The sequence below is a fragment of the Acinetobacter schindleri genome (genome assembly GCF_010918895.1).
GTDB lineage: Bacteria > Pseudomonadota > Gammaproteobacteria > Pseudomonadales > Moraxellaceae > Acinetobacter > Acinetobacter schindleri.
In genome coordinates this window covers 653,783-668,070 of record NZ_CP044483.1, presented here as the reverse complement: position 1 = coordinate 668,070, position 14,288 = coordinate 653,783, and the positions used below count along the sequence as shown (strand labels likewise).

Here is a 14,288-nt window from a genome sequence, read left to right as displayed (position 1 = left end):
TGGAATTCAACTTAAACATTGCCCTATAGTAGAGAACTTAAATAGCGAATGAATTCATATAAATAATGTCATTATAAATTTAAATTTTTAGCTCTAATACTTTCATGCTATGTGTTTCAATCTCTACCGGTACCGAAATATGCTGATGCACCATTTTCCATTGCCCTTGTTCCTTTTTCAAACATAAGCTAGTACGACACCATTTCACTGAGGGAAGCCATTTTACTTTTTCAGCATTTGCTGGTGTTAGTTTTACATAACCATGAATGAAAGCTAAATGAGGCTCTACGTGGATTGTCACATCATGTCGCTGTATGGTCACTCCATGCAGCATATAAGGCTTGTAAAGATTCCATTTCTGTTCATAAGCTTCCAGACCATGAACTTCTGTACTTAAATCAAAAAACCTGACATCTGGTACACACAATTTAAGCACATTCTGAATATCCAAGCCCGTTATTGCACCATCCCATTCATGTAATAAATCAACTATTTCTCTACCTAAAGATGGGTCCCCGAATATTTTCATCTCTATTCTCTTATATTTTTTAAATGGTCAAATAATCACTGCAATCTGCCCCTACAGAAGGACATAGATTTTTTTAGAATTACAGCAAAAAAACCTTAACTAGTTAAGATCATCAAATATACTAAAAGCCCCATAAAGTTCATTTTTTAAAGATCATTTTATTGTTAGCTAAACAACTTCCATAAAACTTAAGAAGGAACCCAGTTAATTTAAGCTTATTTAAGTTATTTTTTACTGTTTGCTAGATTTTAGTTGTGTCACAACATAACAATCCCGAAAAATAATAATTATAATTTCAACAACATACAAGTATTGTTAAACTAAAGTTAAATAAAGGCTTTACTATAACAGTCCTTTGGCATTTCTATGATTTCTACACAGAGCTGTATTGTCAAACCCTGCTGGGCTGGTACATGCTGTCGTAGCACTGCTAAGACACACTGGGAAATTGCCTGTTTCAATTCAGGACTACGCCCCGACAATAAGGATACTTTTGCATGTACATAGGCCTGAGTGGTATGCAAATCCAGTCCAATCACATAATTCTGCTGACAAATTGCCCGGCTTTTTAAATCATTCGGATCCTGAATATAATTTGCAGTATATAAGGCCTGGTGAATCTTAAGCAGCATCGGCTTGACCTCCAGATTCTGGATATTATCTGAATATTCAATATGAAGATGAGGCATGAGGTTTTATTTACTCAGTATTTTTTCTTGATTATGCCCCGTCTGAAATAAAATGTAAGCCAAGGCAGGTGATGACGGCCTATTTTTTAAACCGCCATTCTGGTTCAAACTTTAATAGATTAAAACAGATCAGGACTGGATTATGCTTTTTTCACATATTCAGACTTGAGCTTCATTGCGCCAATACCCTCAATTTTACAGTCAATATCATGACCATCTGCTGCATCTGGCAACAGGCGAATACTTTTTACTTTAGTGCCAACTTTCACCACAGATGAGGAACCTTTAATTTTCAGGTCTTTGATCACTGTGACGCTATCACCATCAGTAAGAACATTACCATTGGCATCCTTAATGATTAGCTGCTCTTCTGTATCTTCACCCTCTTTCCATTCATGCGAACATTCAGGACAAATCAGTAAATCCCCATCTTCGTAGGTGTATTCAGACTGGCATTTTGGACAATGGGGTAGACTCATAAGAACCTCAAAAATAAAAATAAGAAATGAATAAATCAAAGAATCATTATAGCATTTTATACCTTATATTTTATATGGATTTAATTTCTACAATTCCTCTGCTCGTTTTAAATAATATCAGTTTGAATCATTCATTAAGAAACTATTGATTCACCAGAAGAAAAAGCCCAGACGGGCTGGGCTTATACTCTTCATTCTGTGTTATAAAAATTTTGTTTAGCTTTAACTGGTCAAAGGCGTATCATCATCGTCGATGTCGTCATATACATAAGCCATACAGCCCCAACCATCATAAACGCCACCAAATTCACTCGCGATTTTGGTAAACCATTGCTCCAGGTCGACAATATCTTCGTAGCTCGGTTCCATATAAACGAAAATCGTGATCACCCACTCGAGTGTATCGCTTTCTTCATCCTGGAACAGGCTGATTTTCTGTTCTTCTTTTAATAGATGCAAAGCACAGCGATCAGCCTGAGATTCTTCATTAAATGCAATCGAAAATTCAATTTCATGTGCTTCAGTCAGATCATCGCCATCCTGAAACATCTGCCAGAGTACATTGCCATTTTCATCATCCGGGAACTGCTGATAATCACGTGACATAGGGCTGTCCTTATTATGCTGCCGTTTTATTATACAAATTAGATTAGCTGATTTTTATACAGGATACGATAGGAAAAATAATATTTTTTACAGTTTTTAAATGACTGATTTTATATATCAAATCGAAGTTTTATTTTTAAAGTATCTCTTTAACTTTTAACTGGTAGAGATACTTTTGACTGCTTATTTTGGAGATATTTTCATCCTCATTTTACGCCTAATTTTTTTGACTAAGCGGCTTAAGCCAGGTGAAGAACTTTTCCTGATGTTTTCTTTAATTCCAGAAGCAAGGCTGCAAACTTGAGCTCTTGCAAACGTAAATTCAGATACGATTGCTGAATACGGGCCTGACTTAAATCACGTCCTTTATGATTAATTAAATAAAAATCATCTTGTAGTGCCTGTAGCATCTGTCCCAGATTATCTGCAGTTAAACGAGACAGATACAGGTCGGCACGGCTGTTAAAGGCCAGACTGACCATATCCATGGTGGTATTACGGCGATCTTCATCGACATAGTTGCATTGTGCAACTTTTTTGTCTCGAATCACCTGCTCAATCTGCTCACGAATATCCTGTAAATGTCTTGCAGCATCTTGCTCCTGATAACCCTCTATTAAGTCAGTCAAAACATCTTTAGCTGCTAAAGTGAATCCATGCTGATAACCATGAATTTTATGCTCTAAGGCAGTAACCACATTCTGCAAGCGATATTCTTCTTGTGCCTGTTTATAATAGCGCTGCAGTTTTTCCCGTGCCTGCTGATCTACCTTTTGAATTGCCTTAGCCTGATAAGCCTCTATAAATGCCTTCACCTGCTCGATATAGCCTTTAATGTCATCCACCATGATTGAAGCATCAACCTTGGTCATTTCTACAAAATTTTCAGCCTGCAAGGTACGGTTAATGACATATTGTTCAATTTCGCAGATCTCCTGGTATTTCTTATACTTTTCTAAAGTTATGCGTAAACTACTGATCTGCACACGTAGCTGAGACAACTCGTACTCACTATCTTCTACCTGTTGTTCATAATCAGTCAGTTTATGACGTGCATGATCCAGATTATCCTGTAAAACATCGAGGTTTCCACGCAGGGATTTTAATTTGTTTAGTGTGACTGCAAGTACGCCAGATAGTATCCCCACCAGAACGAATAAAATAATACTTAACATCGTCCGTGCCCTAATTAAAAAAATAAAATAAGAAAAATGCTTTAAATCAAATCAAAGAACTTATGAAAGATTCTTATTTTGCACTGATTTTCTCAAAAATCCTATCACTAGAATTAGGTATAAATATTTAATAATACTGATATTTTTGTTGAATCTTATTGCTTTATCTCTTGAAATCTTGCCGCAATAAAAATATTAAAGCTTTAAGTATGAATTAACTTATAAGATAGACAGCAAGTTATTGAATTTAATGAAATAATATTATATTTCTTAATTTTTATCAAAATTAAAATATAATGTTGTTTAATAACATATATTTAAATTTACCAAATTTTGTTTTTTTTAAAATTCAATTTTCCTCATAAGACAGTATCAAGATAGGTAAACTTATAAATTTACATAGTTCAACAAAGCACATAACTATATTTAAACTAATGCTTTTTAGATCAAAAAATAAGTAAATTTGGAGAATTAAAGAAAAAATATGAAATATTTTCTCACACTTTATACAACGCAATAGATGAATAAAGTGTTCTGCATCCATTCCACAAACTCAAATATTATTTAATAAAACATAGAGTTGAAACTAGACAACATTAAAAAGGCACACTACCGTAAATTTCTACCGGTTTATCACTTAAGGGCTGGGTAAATGCAAGATAACTGGCATGCAGGGCCATGCGTTGCAGCGGACTGCGCAGTGGTTCAGGGTGGTAGATTTTATCGCCAGTAATCGGATGACCAATATGCATCATATGTACACGCAGTTGATGCGAACGCCCGGTAATCGGCGTTAATAAGACACGGCTAATATCTTGTGCCACATCATAATCCAACACTTGATACAGGGTTTTAGAGGGCTTGCCCATTTCCGTATGTACCATCTGACGTGGCCGATTTTCCCAGTCAGTGATGAGTGGGGCATTGACTTCGCCCTCACCGACCAGTTTGCCTTGTACTAAAGCGATGTAATGCTTATTCACCGTACGCGCCTGAAACATTTTACTGACTGCTACTTCTGCATCACGATGCTTGGCAAACATCAGAATTCCGGAAGTAGCCATATCCAGGCGATGGGTAATTCGTGCTTCCGGAAATTGCTCGCGCACACGTAAATACGCGCTGTCATGATGCTCTGGCAGACGACCCGGCACCGATAATAACCCTGCCGGTTTTTCAATCACCACCAGATCATCATCTTCATAGAGAATTTTGAGTGGATCTTGAGGTGGGCAGTAAACAAAGTTATCGTTTAGTGGCATGGCGCAATTGCATGGGGAGAAAGATGCGCAAAATAACAATGTCAATCCAGTGTGTCAATCTGAACGTTTACAGGAAGTTGATTTAAGGAGGTTATACTCGGCTTGCGACCTGACCAGCCGGGTTCAAGCTGCTCAGATCGTACTGCTGAATTGCTTCCGGGTTAATTTAATCTGCCAGATAGTAATCGACTGTAGATACGACACGAACTTTTTTAAGATAAGGTGTATTACTGTCGCGATCTTCAATACTGAACAGCCCCTGATTAGCAGTTTTGATTTTTCCCAGACGGCTTTGCGAATCAGCTGCAAATTTTTCTGCCACGCTCCGAGCATTTTGTGTGGCCTGTTCAATCATCGCTGGTTTAATGTCATTCAAGCCAGTAAATAGATATTCAGTTCGTTGTCCAGAATCATCGCCACCAAAGGCAATGCCCTTTTTACCCAGTTCTGCTAAACGGGTTTGTGCTGCCCGTACTGCATCAATATTATGGGTATACACGGTAATGGTTTGATGTGCGGTATAACGCAGGGCAACATTAGCATCACCACCATACTGCTGTGCATATTTATCTGTGGTAACGGGTGCTCCCGTGGTAATTTCTTCGGCTTTAAAGCCTTCACCTTTCAGGAAAGTCTGGATTTGCTGGGTTTGTAGTTCCATCATGTCATAAAGCTGAGTTAGATCCTGACTGGCCGAACTAAAACGAATCGGCCAGACCGCGACATTTGCCTTAACTTCACGTTCAGACAGGCCTTTGACCGAAACAATCCGTTCATACTGTTTGATCTTGACGGCACTATTCCCCAGAATCCATCCCGCTATAATCATTCCCAAACCGATGAGTGCCCCTAAAATCAGGGCGGGTTTAAACTGATTCATTTGCCTGAACTCCTTTTAGCGATGTTGTTGTTTTTAGTTGGTCAATTTTAATAAGTTGAACTGGGTCTTTGAGATTACTATTCGACCACAGGTTAAAATCACGTTAATGAAAGATTCAAATCTATTATTTCTCTCTATATTTACATCAAATATAAAGCCAATAAAGGCACTAGATTAAATAGAAAAATACCAATCTTATAGAGTGCCATACCCGCATAATGAATGGCATTAAAGGTTGAATCTGATAGCTGGAACCATTTTCCATGCAACTGTTTGACCCAGTCGCGGGCAAAGACAATGATCAGGAACCAGAATATTAATATGCTGTAATTAACGAACAATGCATACAGTAAAAATTGCCGCCAGAAATCAAGCTCCATCACGATTCCCCTAAAGGATATGGTTCAATTTCCAGACTAGCATAAATTGACTGAATAAAAAGAAATGGCGGATATAACACTGTTAAGGGGATTTGAATGGAAGAGTTATTTTTATATTTTCTAATGGGTTTTACTGGAGAATTTTTTAGGGTGTTGGGAAAACTCGTGATGGTTTACTTCAACTATCAATCTTTGTAAGAATTGATCTTATAGCCTACAAACTTGTGGTTCATAGCGTCCTAAGCCGGATCAAGACCTTTTGGGTAAGTACTGCTCTCGCGTTTTGCGCCGCTCACAGCATGCTACTCTTTCCGATCCCGTCACACCCTTGAGACATATATTAGCCTTGAGCACACGGAATTAATTTCCTATGTTTTTATCATTTTTCTAATTTTTGAAAAATTATTCCGATTTAAAAGACAATTCAGAGAAATAAATCTCATTGACTCATTTTTATGACGTTTTATTTTAAAAAAATGAGCTTTATTGGAATTTTATTTATCCCTTTTCTCCTTTTTTCACTTTAAAAAGCTCCCTGCAACCATTGCGCAGTAAACCACCAGCCACTCATGGCACACATCCCGGACATGATAATAGCCAGTACTTTATTCATTTTGCTTAATTCAGATGTCAGTACTTTCAGATTGATCAGATAAGCCAGCGCAAAATAGATCAGCCCAATTGCCCCACAAAAAGGCACAAATATGAGCGACCATGCCGCACAGGCATGTGCAGAAAGCGGTAGTTTCGGGGATTCAGAAACGTGGTTGGTCATATCCATACTCAATTGCCCTCTTTATCGTGCATAAAAGCGCACTAAATTAAGTCAAAGCTCTACGATTAGATGAAGCTTTGCATCCTCGTATTAAATAAAGTGCAAAATGTGCGCCAATTTCAGGCAGTTAGATATTTAAAATGTGAGTTGATCAAAGTCTTTAATTTTGGATAAATAAATAGGTGACTTTTTATGCACTGAATGCGTTTCTTTATATTTTGGTCTGCGCTCCGGATCCGTGATTAGGTTTTTACTATAGATTTTTTTGCCAGTCAGCAGATTAAAGCTGGTTTTCGACTCAAGTAAAGGACCATGATGAGAAAACTGGTCATAGCCAATCAGTCGCATATCCTGATTCTGAAGACGGAATTTATAGCTCCAATAGCCATAACGTCCATGCTGATACGTAAGCTGCAGTAGTCCTTTGTTAATTTCAGGCACCAGTTCAGGTGGATAATACACCCCACCATCTTCCTGATCCGAGCTGAAACAGTTCAGGTTTTGCAGAAACTGTTTATAAGTGTTCTTGTCCTTTTGCCCCAAAAGAACAATGATACCTCGGCGGTTCCGATCTAAGGTTCCACGATATTCATCTTTAACTAAAGCTTTAGGATCTGTAGCTTTGACAATCAGTACAGCATCCGGCACACCATCTTTATTTAAGTCACCTTTCACCGCTTCAAAGAAAGAATAGTTTTTTGGGACATAGGCCTGAAAAGTTTTTTGATCTTGTTGTGACTGGCGCTGTTGAGGCTTTAAAGCTTGTTGCGCTACGGCTGCATTCGAGATCAATATGGTTGCACTGAAAAAAACTGCAAGTTTTGCTATTTTCATTTTCCTGATCTCATATGTATAGGCACATGTTGCTTATTATTTTTAACATAGAAAGATGAAAGCTGAAACAAAATGACCCTACACAATGGCAGGGTCAAAAATTTCAACATCATATTCATTTTCAATTACTGATTGATTCATGAGTTATGCCTTGCAGCATTTTTCACAACCGGTCACTTTCTCTCTAGGCCAGTTCATGCGCGCACGCTTATACGCCAGTTCATAATTAGCAAAATAACCAATCAGAATCTGAGCATTAGGATCAGGCAAGTTTTCACACCCTATCGTTGAATTATGGATCAGATGTGCACCATTGTCTGTCGTATGCTCATCAATCACAAACTTGATCATATCCATGCAAACTCCCCATATTCTTTTTTATAAAGGTAGGAATTAAAAAGCCATAATAAAAGTATGTATTTTTTAATCCCATACTAAAATTATGCCTTTTATGGATGAAAATCAATCACTTTTAAAAGTTTTTTTAGCCTTTTTAAATGAACTATTTATTTAATTTTAAATTTATAGAACAGTGACTTAGAGGATTTATGCTATGCCAGGATCAGCTTTATTTTTCTTGATCTGTTTAAACCAGCGTACCAACCATATGGCAGCAATAATTAATACTATCACCAGCATTACAGGTGCCAAGAAGGATAAAATTGAAATCAGTAGCGCACTGACCCACTCCCCTGTAGAAATGACCGGATTTCCTACTCCACCGGTGGTGGTAGTTGATAAACCTCGCAAAGCCACCGTACCAAATTGTACTGCTCCAGCGGTGCCTCCACCTACAATTAATGCGGTTGCCCAAGCTATAAACTGCGACATTTCCCCACTACTTACTGCCATCGTAGATACCGTTCCAGCAATGACAGCTGCGGGGGTAGCAATAATGTCAAGGATATTATCCACCCAGGGAATATAGTAAGCGATGATTTCACATAAGGTCGCGATGCCCAGTGTCAAACAAACCGAGGGTAAAGCCAGCCAGCCGAAGCCCTGGATTGGTTCAAACCAGTTCAGATTACAAGCGATACTCATGACCAGCAAAGGTGCGAATATACGAAAGCCACACGCTGCACTGAGTCCAATACCAATACATAAACCGAGGATCGTTTCCATACTGCGCTCCAAACCTGTTTGTGGCGATGGGTGATTTTCTTTCTCTCTAAAATAGCAAAAAGCCCTATGGGGTAATAGGGCTTTTATTTAAAACAGGTTTTTCTGTTTTATTTTTTGCTGTAGCTTAGGCAACCTTATCGTTATATTGGGTGCCTTGGCATTTGGTACACGGTGGTAAGCGGTCTGTACCAATTTCTAAGTAAACGCGATGTCCGCATTGAACACAAAAATAGAAACCTGTTCCCGGTTTAGAGCCAGCAATAACCATCTTTGTTCTCCGTTGTTTTTAGAAAATGGTGAAACTAGTATAACCCTCTGGTGATGAATGTCTATTGTCCATTTTTGTAAATGATGATGGCATTTGGGCGAAGTGATTCTTTTAATATTAAAAAATTTAACCTCAGCTTCTTAACCACTGAACCAAATCATTAATTCCCTCATGATCTCTACAAGCAGCAAAAAAACCATTATTTTTAGCATCTTGTTTAAATCTAGCCCATTCACTCTCAGTTTTATTTACTGTTCCTAAATGTGCTTCAATCGCACCTTTTTTCCAAATCCAAATACCTTGGGCTTTCATCTTATTATGCAGAGATTCAATGAAAGGAACCGCATCTGTTTCTATGGCTAATATTTCAAAAGCTTTCGCAGCAGAAATATTCTGATTCTTTTGTGGTAGTCCCGTACTAGGATTTAATGAAATCCCATTTATGGGTGCAATCCTTTGTAAAATTGCTTTGATGTTTAAAACATCACTATCATTTGGCAAGAGAAAATTATGGCTAATGGCTCCGTTAAAACAATAGTCAAGATCACATATGGCTTTCGTAGGTAAATCCATCTCAGCTAAAATAGCCAAGGATTTTTGCGTATCATTAACACCACTTTGCGCAACTAATGCATGCTTCTCTTGCCCCATCGTTAGACCAGCAATACCTCTAAATAAAAATGGTAATAAACGAAGTTCAGTCTTACCCTCTGTCAAAACAACGTTTTCAGCAAAAAGTAATTGAGTAGAATGAGTTAAGTTAAATAGCTGTTCCATCTGATGTGTTGAGTTTGGAACAACGGCTTGAATTGCATCTACTAAACGTTTTCTAGAATAAGTTCCTATATTCTGATCTTTCCGGATCAATAAAGTAGTTTCTGCTCCTTCTGTGGTTATCATTTGAGCTGAATGTGTTGAAATTACTACTTGGTAACCATGTTGAGATAATGCAACTAAGGCTTCTCTCACTTGTTCTATTGCGAAGGGATGTAAATATAATTCAGGCTCATCGATTAATAATAAAGTTGTAGAAATTTGATGATTATTCTGCCGTTTTATTTCAGCTAAATATTGAACTAATGCCATTTGAATTGAACGTTGTGCACCATGACCATATGATGAAAAATCACGATCACATCCTTGCCCTTCAACAACTTTTAATGTTCCTGCCTTTATTAGATCATCAATTGAAGGTGTTTCAAAATGGACCTTTACACTCATTCCAGGAAAAAGATTATTAACCTTTCCATTCACACCCTGATCTATACTAGCTAACTCTCCAAATCGTTGAGTACCATTACAAGAAATTCTAGATGTTATTTCTGACAAATGTTGATTTAACTCTACTTCATGGGCTATTTTTACAGGTTCTAAAAATTCTGCTAATAATTTTCCGATAGTAGTAGTCGTTTTGGCTTTAGATGCATCCTCAGCTGCATTTTCCATAGCACCTATTCTAATTGGTTCAGGTAGTAAAACATTAATCGCATTATCAAGCCCTGTCGGGTTTGGAATCCAATCACATGCTGCAGTATCCCAAACCGAAAGCTTAACCTCCGTTACCTTAGCATTCGGTCGCTCTTGTAGACGTCGAATTTTAAGCTGTTCATTTATGACATAGCGTTCAATTGAAGTTCTTTGGTTTTGAGGCAATTGATCAAGCAATTCCTGAGAAATCCCATCTATCATTGCTATAACTTCTATTGGCTGAGATACATTATAGAAATCTTTTTCTGAGAGACTAACTTTTCTTATAAGCCATTGAATTGCAGATAAACAGTTTGATTTTCCGGCATTATTGTATCCAACCAAAGGAGTGAAATCTGACAACATCAACTTGGTATCAATACATGATTTAAAATTTTTAATTGTTACCTCTGTTATTTTATGCATTTTTATTTCCCCATAAAAAATTAAAACCCCACTTCACAGTAGGGTCTTTTTTAAACAATATCAACAACTTTTAGACTAAATCATCAAGCCACATTCCCTTCCAAGAAATCCTGTGCAAAGCGCTGCAATACACCACCCGCTTCATATACAGAAACTTCTTCTTCAGTATCCAAACGACAGGTCACAGGCACTTCAATCGTCTGTTCCTTACCATCTTCAGTTGCGCGCTCAATCACAAGTGTCAAAGTCGAACGTGGTGCAATATTACCAATCACGCTATACAGCTCAGTACCATCCAGCTTTAAAGTTTTGCGGTCTGTACCCGGTTTAAACTCAAGTGGAAGAACACCCATACCGACTAAATTGGTACGGTGAATACGCTCAAAACCTTCCGCCACAATCGCTTCTACACCTGCCAGACGCACACCTTTCGCTGCCCAGTCTCGACTTGAACCCTGACCATAGTCTTTACCAGCAATCACGATCAACGGCTGCTTACGGTTCATGTAGGTTTCAATCGCTTCCCACATCCGCATCACTTCGCCTTCCGGCTCCACACGTGCTTTTGAACCCTGCTTGATGGTACCGTCAGAACGGACCACCATTTCGTTATACAGCTTTGGATTCGCTAGGGTTGCACGCTGTGCAGTTAGGTGATCGCCACGGTGCGTCGCATAAGAATTAAAATCTTCCTCGGGCACACCCATTTTTGCTAAGTATTCACCCGCCGCTGAATCACGCACAATCGCATTTGAAGGCGATAAATGGTCAGTGGTAATGTTATCGCCAAGAATAGCCAATGGACGCATGTTGGTGAGTGTACGCGGTGCAGCCAGTGCACCTTCCCAGTATGGTGGACGGCGAATATAGGTACTTTGCGGACGCCAGTCATACAGCGGGCTTGCTGCCTTCTCGCGCTCGCCCAGATCAAACATTGGAATATAAACTTTATTAAATTGCTCCGGCTTGACTGACTCTTTTACCAAAGCATCAATTTCTTCATCAGATGGCCAGATGTCTTTCAGGTAAATCGGGTTGCCATCTTTGTCTGTGCCTAGTGCATCTTTTTCGATATCAAAACGAATCGTACCAGCAATTGCATAAGCCACGACTAATGGTGGAGATGCCAAGAAAGCCTGTTTTGCATAAGGATGAATACGACCATCGAAGTTACGGTTCCCTGAAAGTACCGCAGTCGCGTATAAATCACGGTCAATAATTTCTTGCTGAATTTTCGGATCAAGCGCACCTGACATGCCGTTACAGGTGGTACAGGCATAAGCCACGATACCAAAGCCGAGTTTTTCCAGATCTTCAAGTACACCTGCTTCTTCTAAGTACAGCGCAGCTGCTTTAGAACCTGGTGCAAAAGATGATTTCACCCATGGCTTACGTGCTAAACCAAGCTCATTGGCTTTACGTGCCAATAAACCTGCTGCAACAGTATTACGTGGATTGGAAGTATTGGTACATGAAGTGATCGCCGCGATGATGATTGCACCATCTGGCATCAGGCCATCGGTACGGTTTTCTACTACCCCGGCAATGCCTTTTTCTTTCAGATCAGACGTGGATACACGCGCATGCGGATTCGATGGACCAGCAATATTACGGGTCACAGTCGACAGGTCAAAACGCAGTACACGTGGATATTCTGCTTGTGTCATTTCCGATGACCACAGACCAATTTCCTTGGCATAGCTTTCAACCAGTTTGACCTGTTCTGATTCACGACCAGTCAGGGTCAGATAATCAATAGTGTTCTGATCAATATAGAACATAGCTGCGGTTGCGCCATATTCAGGGGTCATATTAGAAATTGTGGCGCGATCACCCACTGACATACTGTCAGCACCTTCACCAAAGAATTCTAAGTACGCACCCACAACACGTTCCTTACGTAGGAATTCAGTTAAGGCCAAAACGATATCCGTTGCGGTAATGCCCGGTTGACGCTGTCCAACTAACTCTACGCCGATAATATCTGGCAGACGCATCCACGAGGCACGGCCCAGCATCACGTTCTCAGCTTCTAAGCCACCAACACCCACTGAAATTACACCCAATGCATCGGTATGTGGCGTATGCGAGTCAGTACCGACACAGGTATCCGGGAAGGCAACACCGTCACGGTTCTGAATCACTGGTGACATTTTCTCCAGATTGATCTGGTGCATGATGCCGTTACCGGCTGGAATCACATCAACATTTTCAAAAGCCGTTTTGGTCCATTCAATAAAATGGAAACGGTCTTCGTTACGGCGGTCTTCAATTGCACGGTTTTTCTCAAATGCATCCGGATCAAAGCCGCCATATTCCACTGCCAGCGAATGGTCGACAATCAGCTGGGTTGGCACCACCGGATTGACTTTGGAAGGGTCACCGCCCTGATCAGCAATCGCATCACGCAGACCGGCAAGGTCAACCAATGCCGTTTGCCCCAAAATGTCATGACACACCACCCGGGCTGGATACCACGGGAAATCATGTTCCTGCTTACGCTCAATTAGCTGACGCAGTGACTGTTCCAGAATGGCAGGATCACAACGGCGTACCAACTGCTCTGCCAGCACTTTGGAGGTATAGGGAAGTTTGGCATATGCGCCTGGCTGAATATCTTCAACGGCCTGACGCACGTCGTAATATTCCAGCTGGGTACCTTGCAGTGGTTTACGGTAGTTGTTGTTCATAGCTTACCTGCCTCTTGAATCGTTCTTCTGTACTGCATACTTGTTGTAGATGTTTCACATCGTTTTGCAGGCATAGTACACTGTCGAAAAGCCATTTCCCAAATCTTTTATATTTCATAAACTTACATATAAAAAACAGCGTTTTTGAAATAAATGGATACATATTCTTTAAAATAATGGCTCTAAATCCTTATTTTTTAGAAAAAAACCGGGCAAATCCTTCTTATTCTTTAGTATGAGAATAGCCTTATAGCTCAAAAAATAGACTTATTTAAGATTAACGGTATGCTTTATTTTTTCATTTAAAGACAAAAGACGATTTTTAGATGACCTGAGTTTCTGGGTAGAAATAGCACTGTTGAATAGATAATTTTTTTGACTCTTTTCCATCTTCGGCAAGATCCTTAGCCTGACAATAAACCATAGCATCAATAAAATTTTCCAAGTTTGTTTCTAGCTCTTTTTAATTTTGAGGGAAATACAATATGCGCTTGGTACCTGGAAACCTGTAAAGCAAGTGAGTCAGATTAAAATCCCTAACTTTTTTAAGATTTTTTACAGTCGATGATTTCTTGCAAATTCTTTTAAATATCATAATTAATTCAAAAACTTAATACTTATTTTGGGTAGCCTATTACTTGAATAGTTTTAACCTTTTCTTGTCATCTATCTGTATATCCCAATTTGGTGATATTCACCCTTA

The 14,288-nt window shown here is 39.1% G+C and carries 15 protein-coding genes; all 15 read right to left on the bottom strand.

Translation table 11 applies throughout. The annotated features are described in order from the left end of the window. Positions 1-79 precede the first annotated feature (79 nt). Positions 80-529, bottom strand: a complete 450-nt coding sequence (locus FSC11_RS03300; RefSeq protein ID WP_163165159.1) for a YybH family protein — start codon at positions 527-529, stop codon at positions 80-82. A 326-nt stretch (positions 530-855) separates the two neighbouring features. Then, positions 856-1,218, bottom strand: a complete 363-nt coding sequence (locus tag FSC11_RS03295) for a 5-carboxymethyl-2-hydroxymuconate Delta-isomerase (RefSeq protein ID WP_008304470.1) — start codon at positions 1,216-1,218, stop codon at positions 856-858. A gap of 140 nt (positions 1,219-1,358) precedes the next feature. Then, the gene (locus tag FSC11_RS03290; RefSeq protein ID WP_163165157.1) at positions 1,359-1,697 is read right to left on the bottom strand and encodes a zinc ribbon domain-containing protein YjdM; all 339 of its coding nucleotides are present in this window, start codon (positions 1,695-1,697) and stop codon (positions 1,359-1,361) included. 222 nt (positions 1,698-1,919) lie between these two features. Continuing rightward, on the bottom strand, positions 1,920-2,303 hold the full coding sequence (locus FSC11_RS03285; protein ID WP_004814565.1) for a ribonuclease E inhibitor RraB: 384 nt from the start codon (positions 2,301-2,303) through the stop codon (positions 1,920-1,922). Positions 2,304-2,542: 239 nt separating this feature from the next. Next, a complete protein-coding gene (locus FSC11_RS03280; protein WP_163165154.1) occupies positions 2,543-3,478 on the bottom strand; it encodes an SNIPE associated domain-containing protein in 936 nt (311 codons plus the stop codon). Between the two features lie 596 nt (positions 3,479-4,074). Further along, positions 4,075-4,740, bottom strand: coding sequence for an RluA family pseudouridine synthase (locus tag FSC11_RS03275; RefSeq protein ID WP_163165152.1), 666 nt, complete (start codon positions 4,738-4,740; stop codon positions 4,075-4,077). A 166-nt stretch (positions 4,741-4,906) separates the two neighbouring features. After that, on the bottom strand, positions 4,907-5,620 hold the full coding sequence (locus FSC11_RS03270; RefSeq protein WP_005223125.1) for an SIMPL domain-containing protein: 714 nt from the start codon (positions 5,618-5,620) through the stop codon (positions 4,907-4,909). Between the two features lie 140 nt (positions 5,621-5,760). Next, the gene (locus FSC11_RS03265; protein WP_163167708.1) at positions 5,761-6,000 is read right to left on the bottom strand and encodes a DUF6868 family protein; all 240 of its coding nucleotides are present in this window, start codon (positions 5,998-6,000) and stop codon (positions 5,761-5,763) included. A gap of 523 nt (positions 6,001-6,523) precedes the next feature. Then, a complete protein-coding gene (locus FSC11_RS03260; protein ID WP_163165150.1) occupies positions 6,524-6,781 on the bottom strand; it encodes a hypothetical protein in 258 nt (85 codons plus the stop codon). Positions 6,782-6,910: 129 nt separating this feature from the next. Further along, positions 6,911-7,609 carry a hypothetical protein gene (locus FSC11_RS03255; RefSeq protein ID WP_163165148.1) on the bottom strand — a complete coding sequence of 233 codons (699 nt, stop codon included), beginning with the start codon at positions 7,607-7,609 and terminating at the stop codon, positions 6,911-6,913. A gap of 144 nt (positions 7,610-7,753) precedes the next feature. Beyond that, complete coding sequence (locus FSC11_RS03250) at positions 7,754-7,966, bottom strand: hypothetical protein (RefSeq protein ID WP_163165146.1); 213 nt, start codon at positions 7,964-7,966, stop codon at positions 7,754-7,756. Between the two features lie 189 nt (positions 7,967-8,155). Continuing rightward, positions 8,156-8,734, bottom strand: coding sequence for a DUF4126 domain-containing protein (locus tag FSC11_RS03245; RefSeq protein WP_163165144.1), 579 nt, complete (start codon positions 8,732-8,734; stop codon positions 8,156-8,158). Positions 8,735-8,858: 124 nt separating this feature from the next. Then, complete coding sequence (locus FSC11_RS03240) at positions 8,859-9,002, bottom strand: zinc ribbon-containing protein (RefSeq protein ID WP_004814545.1); 144 nt, start codon at positions 9,000-9,002, stop codon at positions 8,859-8,861. A gap of 132 nt (positions 9,003-9,134) precedes the next feature. Continuing rightward, entirely contained in the window at positions 9,135-10,895 is a 1,761-nt protein-coding gene (locus tag FSC11_RS03235; protein WP_163165142.1) for an ATP-dependent nuclease, read from the bottom strand. 83 nt (positions 10,896-10,978) lie between these two features. Beyond that, on the bottom strand, positions 10,979-13,585 hold the full coding sequence (gene acnD, locus FSC11_RS03230; RefSeq protein WP_163165140.1) for a Fe/S-dependent 2-methylisocitrate dehydratase AcnD: 2,607 nt from the start codon (positions 13,583-13,585) through the stop codon (positions 10,979-10,981). Positions 13,586-14,288 lie beyond the last annotated feature (703 nt).

Coding starts and splice junctions, on each gene's coding strand:
- FSC11_RS03280 (WP_163165154.1), bottom strand. CDS start 3,478: ATGTTAAGTATTATTTTATTCGTTCTGGTGGGGATACTATCTGGCGTA.
- FSC11_RS03260 (WP_163165150.1), bottom strand. CDS start 6,781: ATGGATATGACCAACCACGTTTCTGAATCCCCGAAACTACCGCTTTCT.
- FSC11_RS03275 (WP_163165152.1), bottom strand. CDS start 4,740: ATGCCACTAAACGATAACTTTGTTTACTGCCCACCTCAAGATCCACTC.
- FSC11_RS03300 (WP_163165159.1), bottom strand. CDS start 529: ATGAAAATATTCGGGGACCCATCTTTAGGTAGAGAAATAGTTGATTTA.
- FSC11_RS03295 (WP_008304470.1), bottom strand. CDS start 1,218: ATGCCTCATCTTCATATTGAATATTCAGATAATATCCAGAATCTGGAG.
- FSC11_RS03250 (WP_163165146.1), bottom strand. CDS start 7,966: ATGGATATGATCAAGTTTGTGATTGATGAGCATACGACAGACAATGGT.
- FSC11_RS03240 (WP_004814545.1), bottom strand. CDS start 9,002: ATGGTTATTGCTGGCTCTAAACCGGGAACAGGTTTCTATTTTTGTGTT.
- FSC11_RS03265 (WP_163167708.1), bottom strand. CDS start 6,000: ATGGAGCTTGATTTCTGGCGGCAATTTTTACTGTATGCATTGTTCGTT.
- FSC11_RS03235 (WP_163165142.1), bottom strand. CDS start 10,895: ATGCATAAAATAACAGAGGTAACAATTAAAAATTTTAAATCATGTATT.
- FSC11_RS03245 (WP_163165144.1), bottom strand. CDS start 8,734: ATGGAAACGATCCTCGGTTTATGTATTGGTATTGGACTCAGTGCAGCG.
- FSC11_RS03285 (WP_004814565.1), bottom strand. CDS start 2,303: ATGTCACGTGATTATCAGCAGTTCCCGGATGATGAAAATGGCAATGTA.
- FSC11_RS03270 (WP_005223125.1), bottom strand. CDS start 5,620: ATGAATCAGTTTAAACCCGCCCTGATTTTAGGGGCACTCATCGGTTTG.
- FSC11_RS03290 (WP_163165157.1), bottom strand. CDS start 1,697: ATGAGTCTACCCCATTGTCCAAAATGCCAGTCTGAATACACCTACGAA.
- FSC11_RS03255 (WP_163165148.1), bottom strand. CDS start 7,609: ATGAAAATAGCAAAACTTGCAGTTTTTTTCAGTGCAACCATATTGATC.
- acnD (WP_163165140.1), bottom strand. CDS start 13,585: ATGAACAACAACTACCGTAAACCACTGCAAGGTACCCAGCTGGAATAT.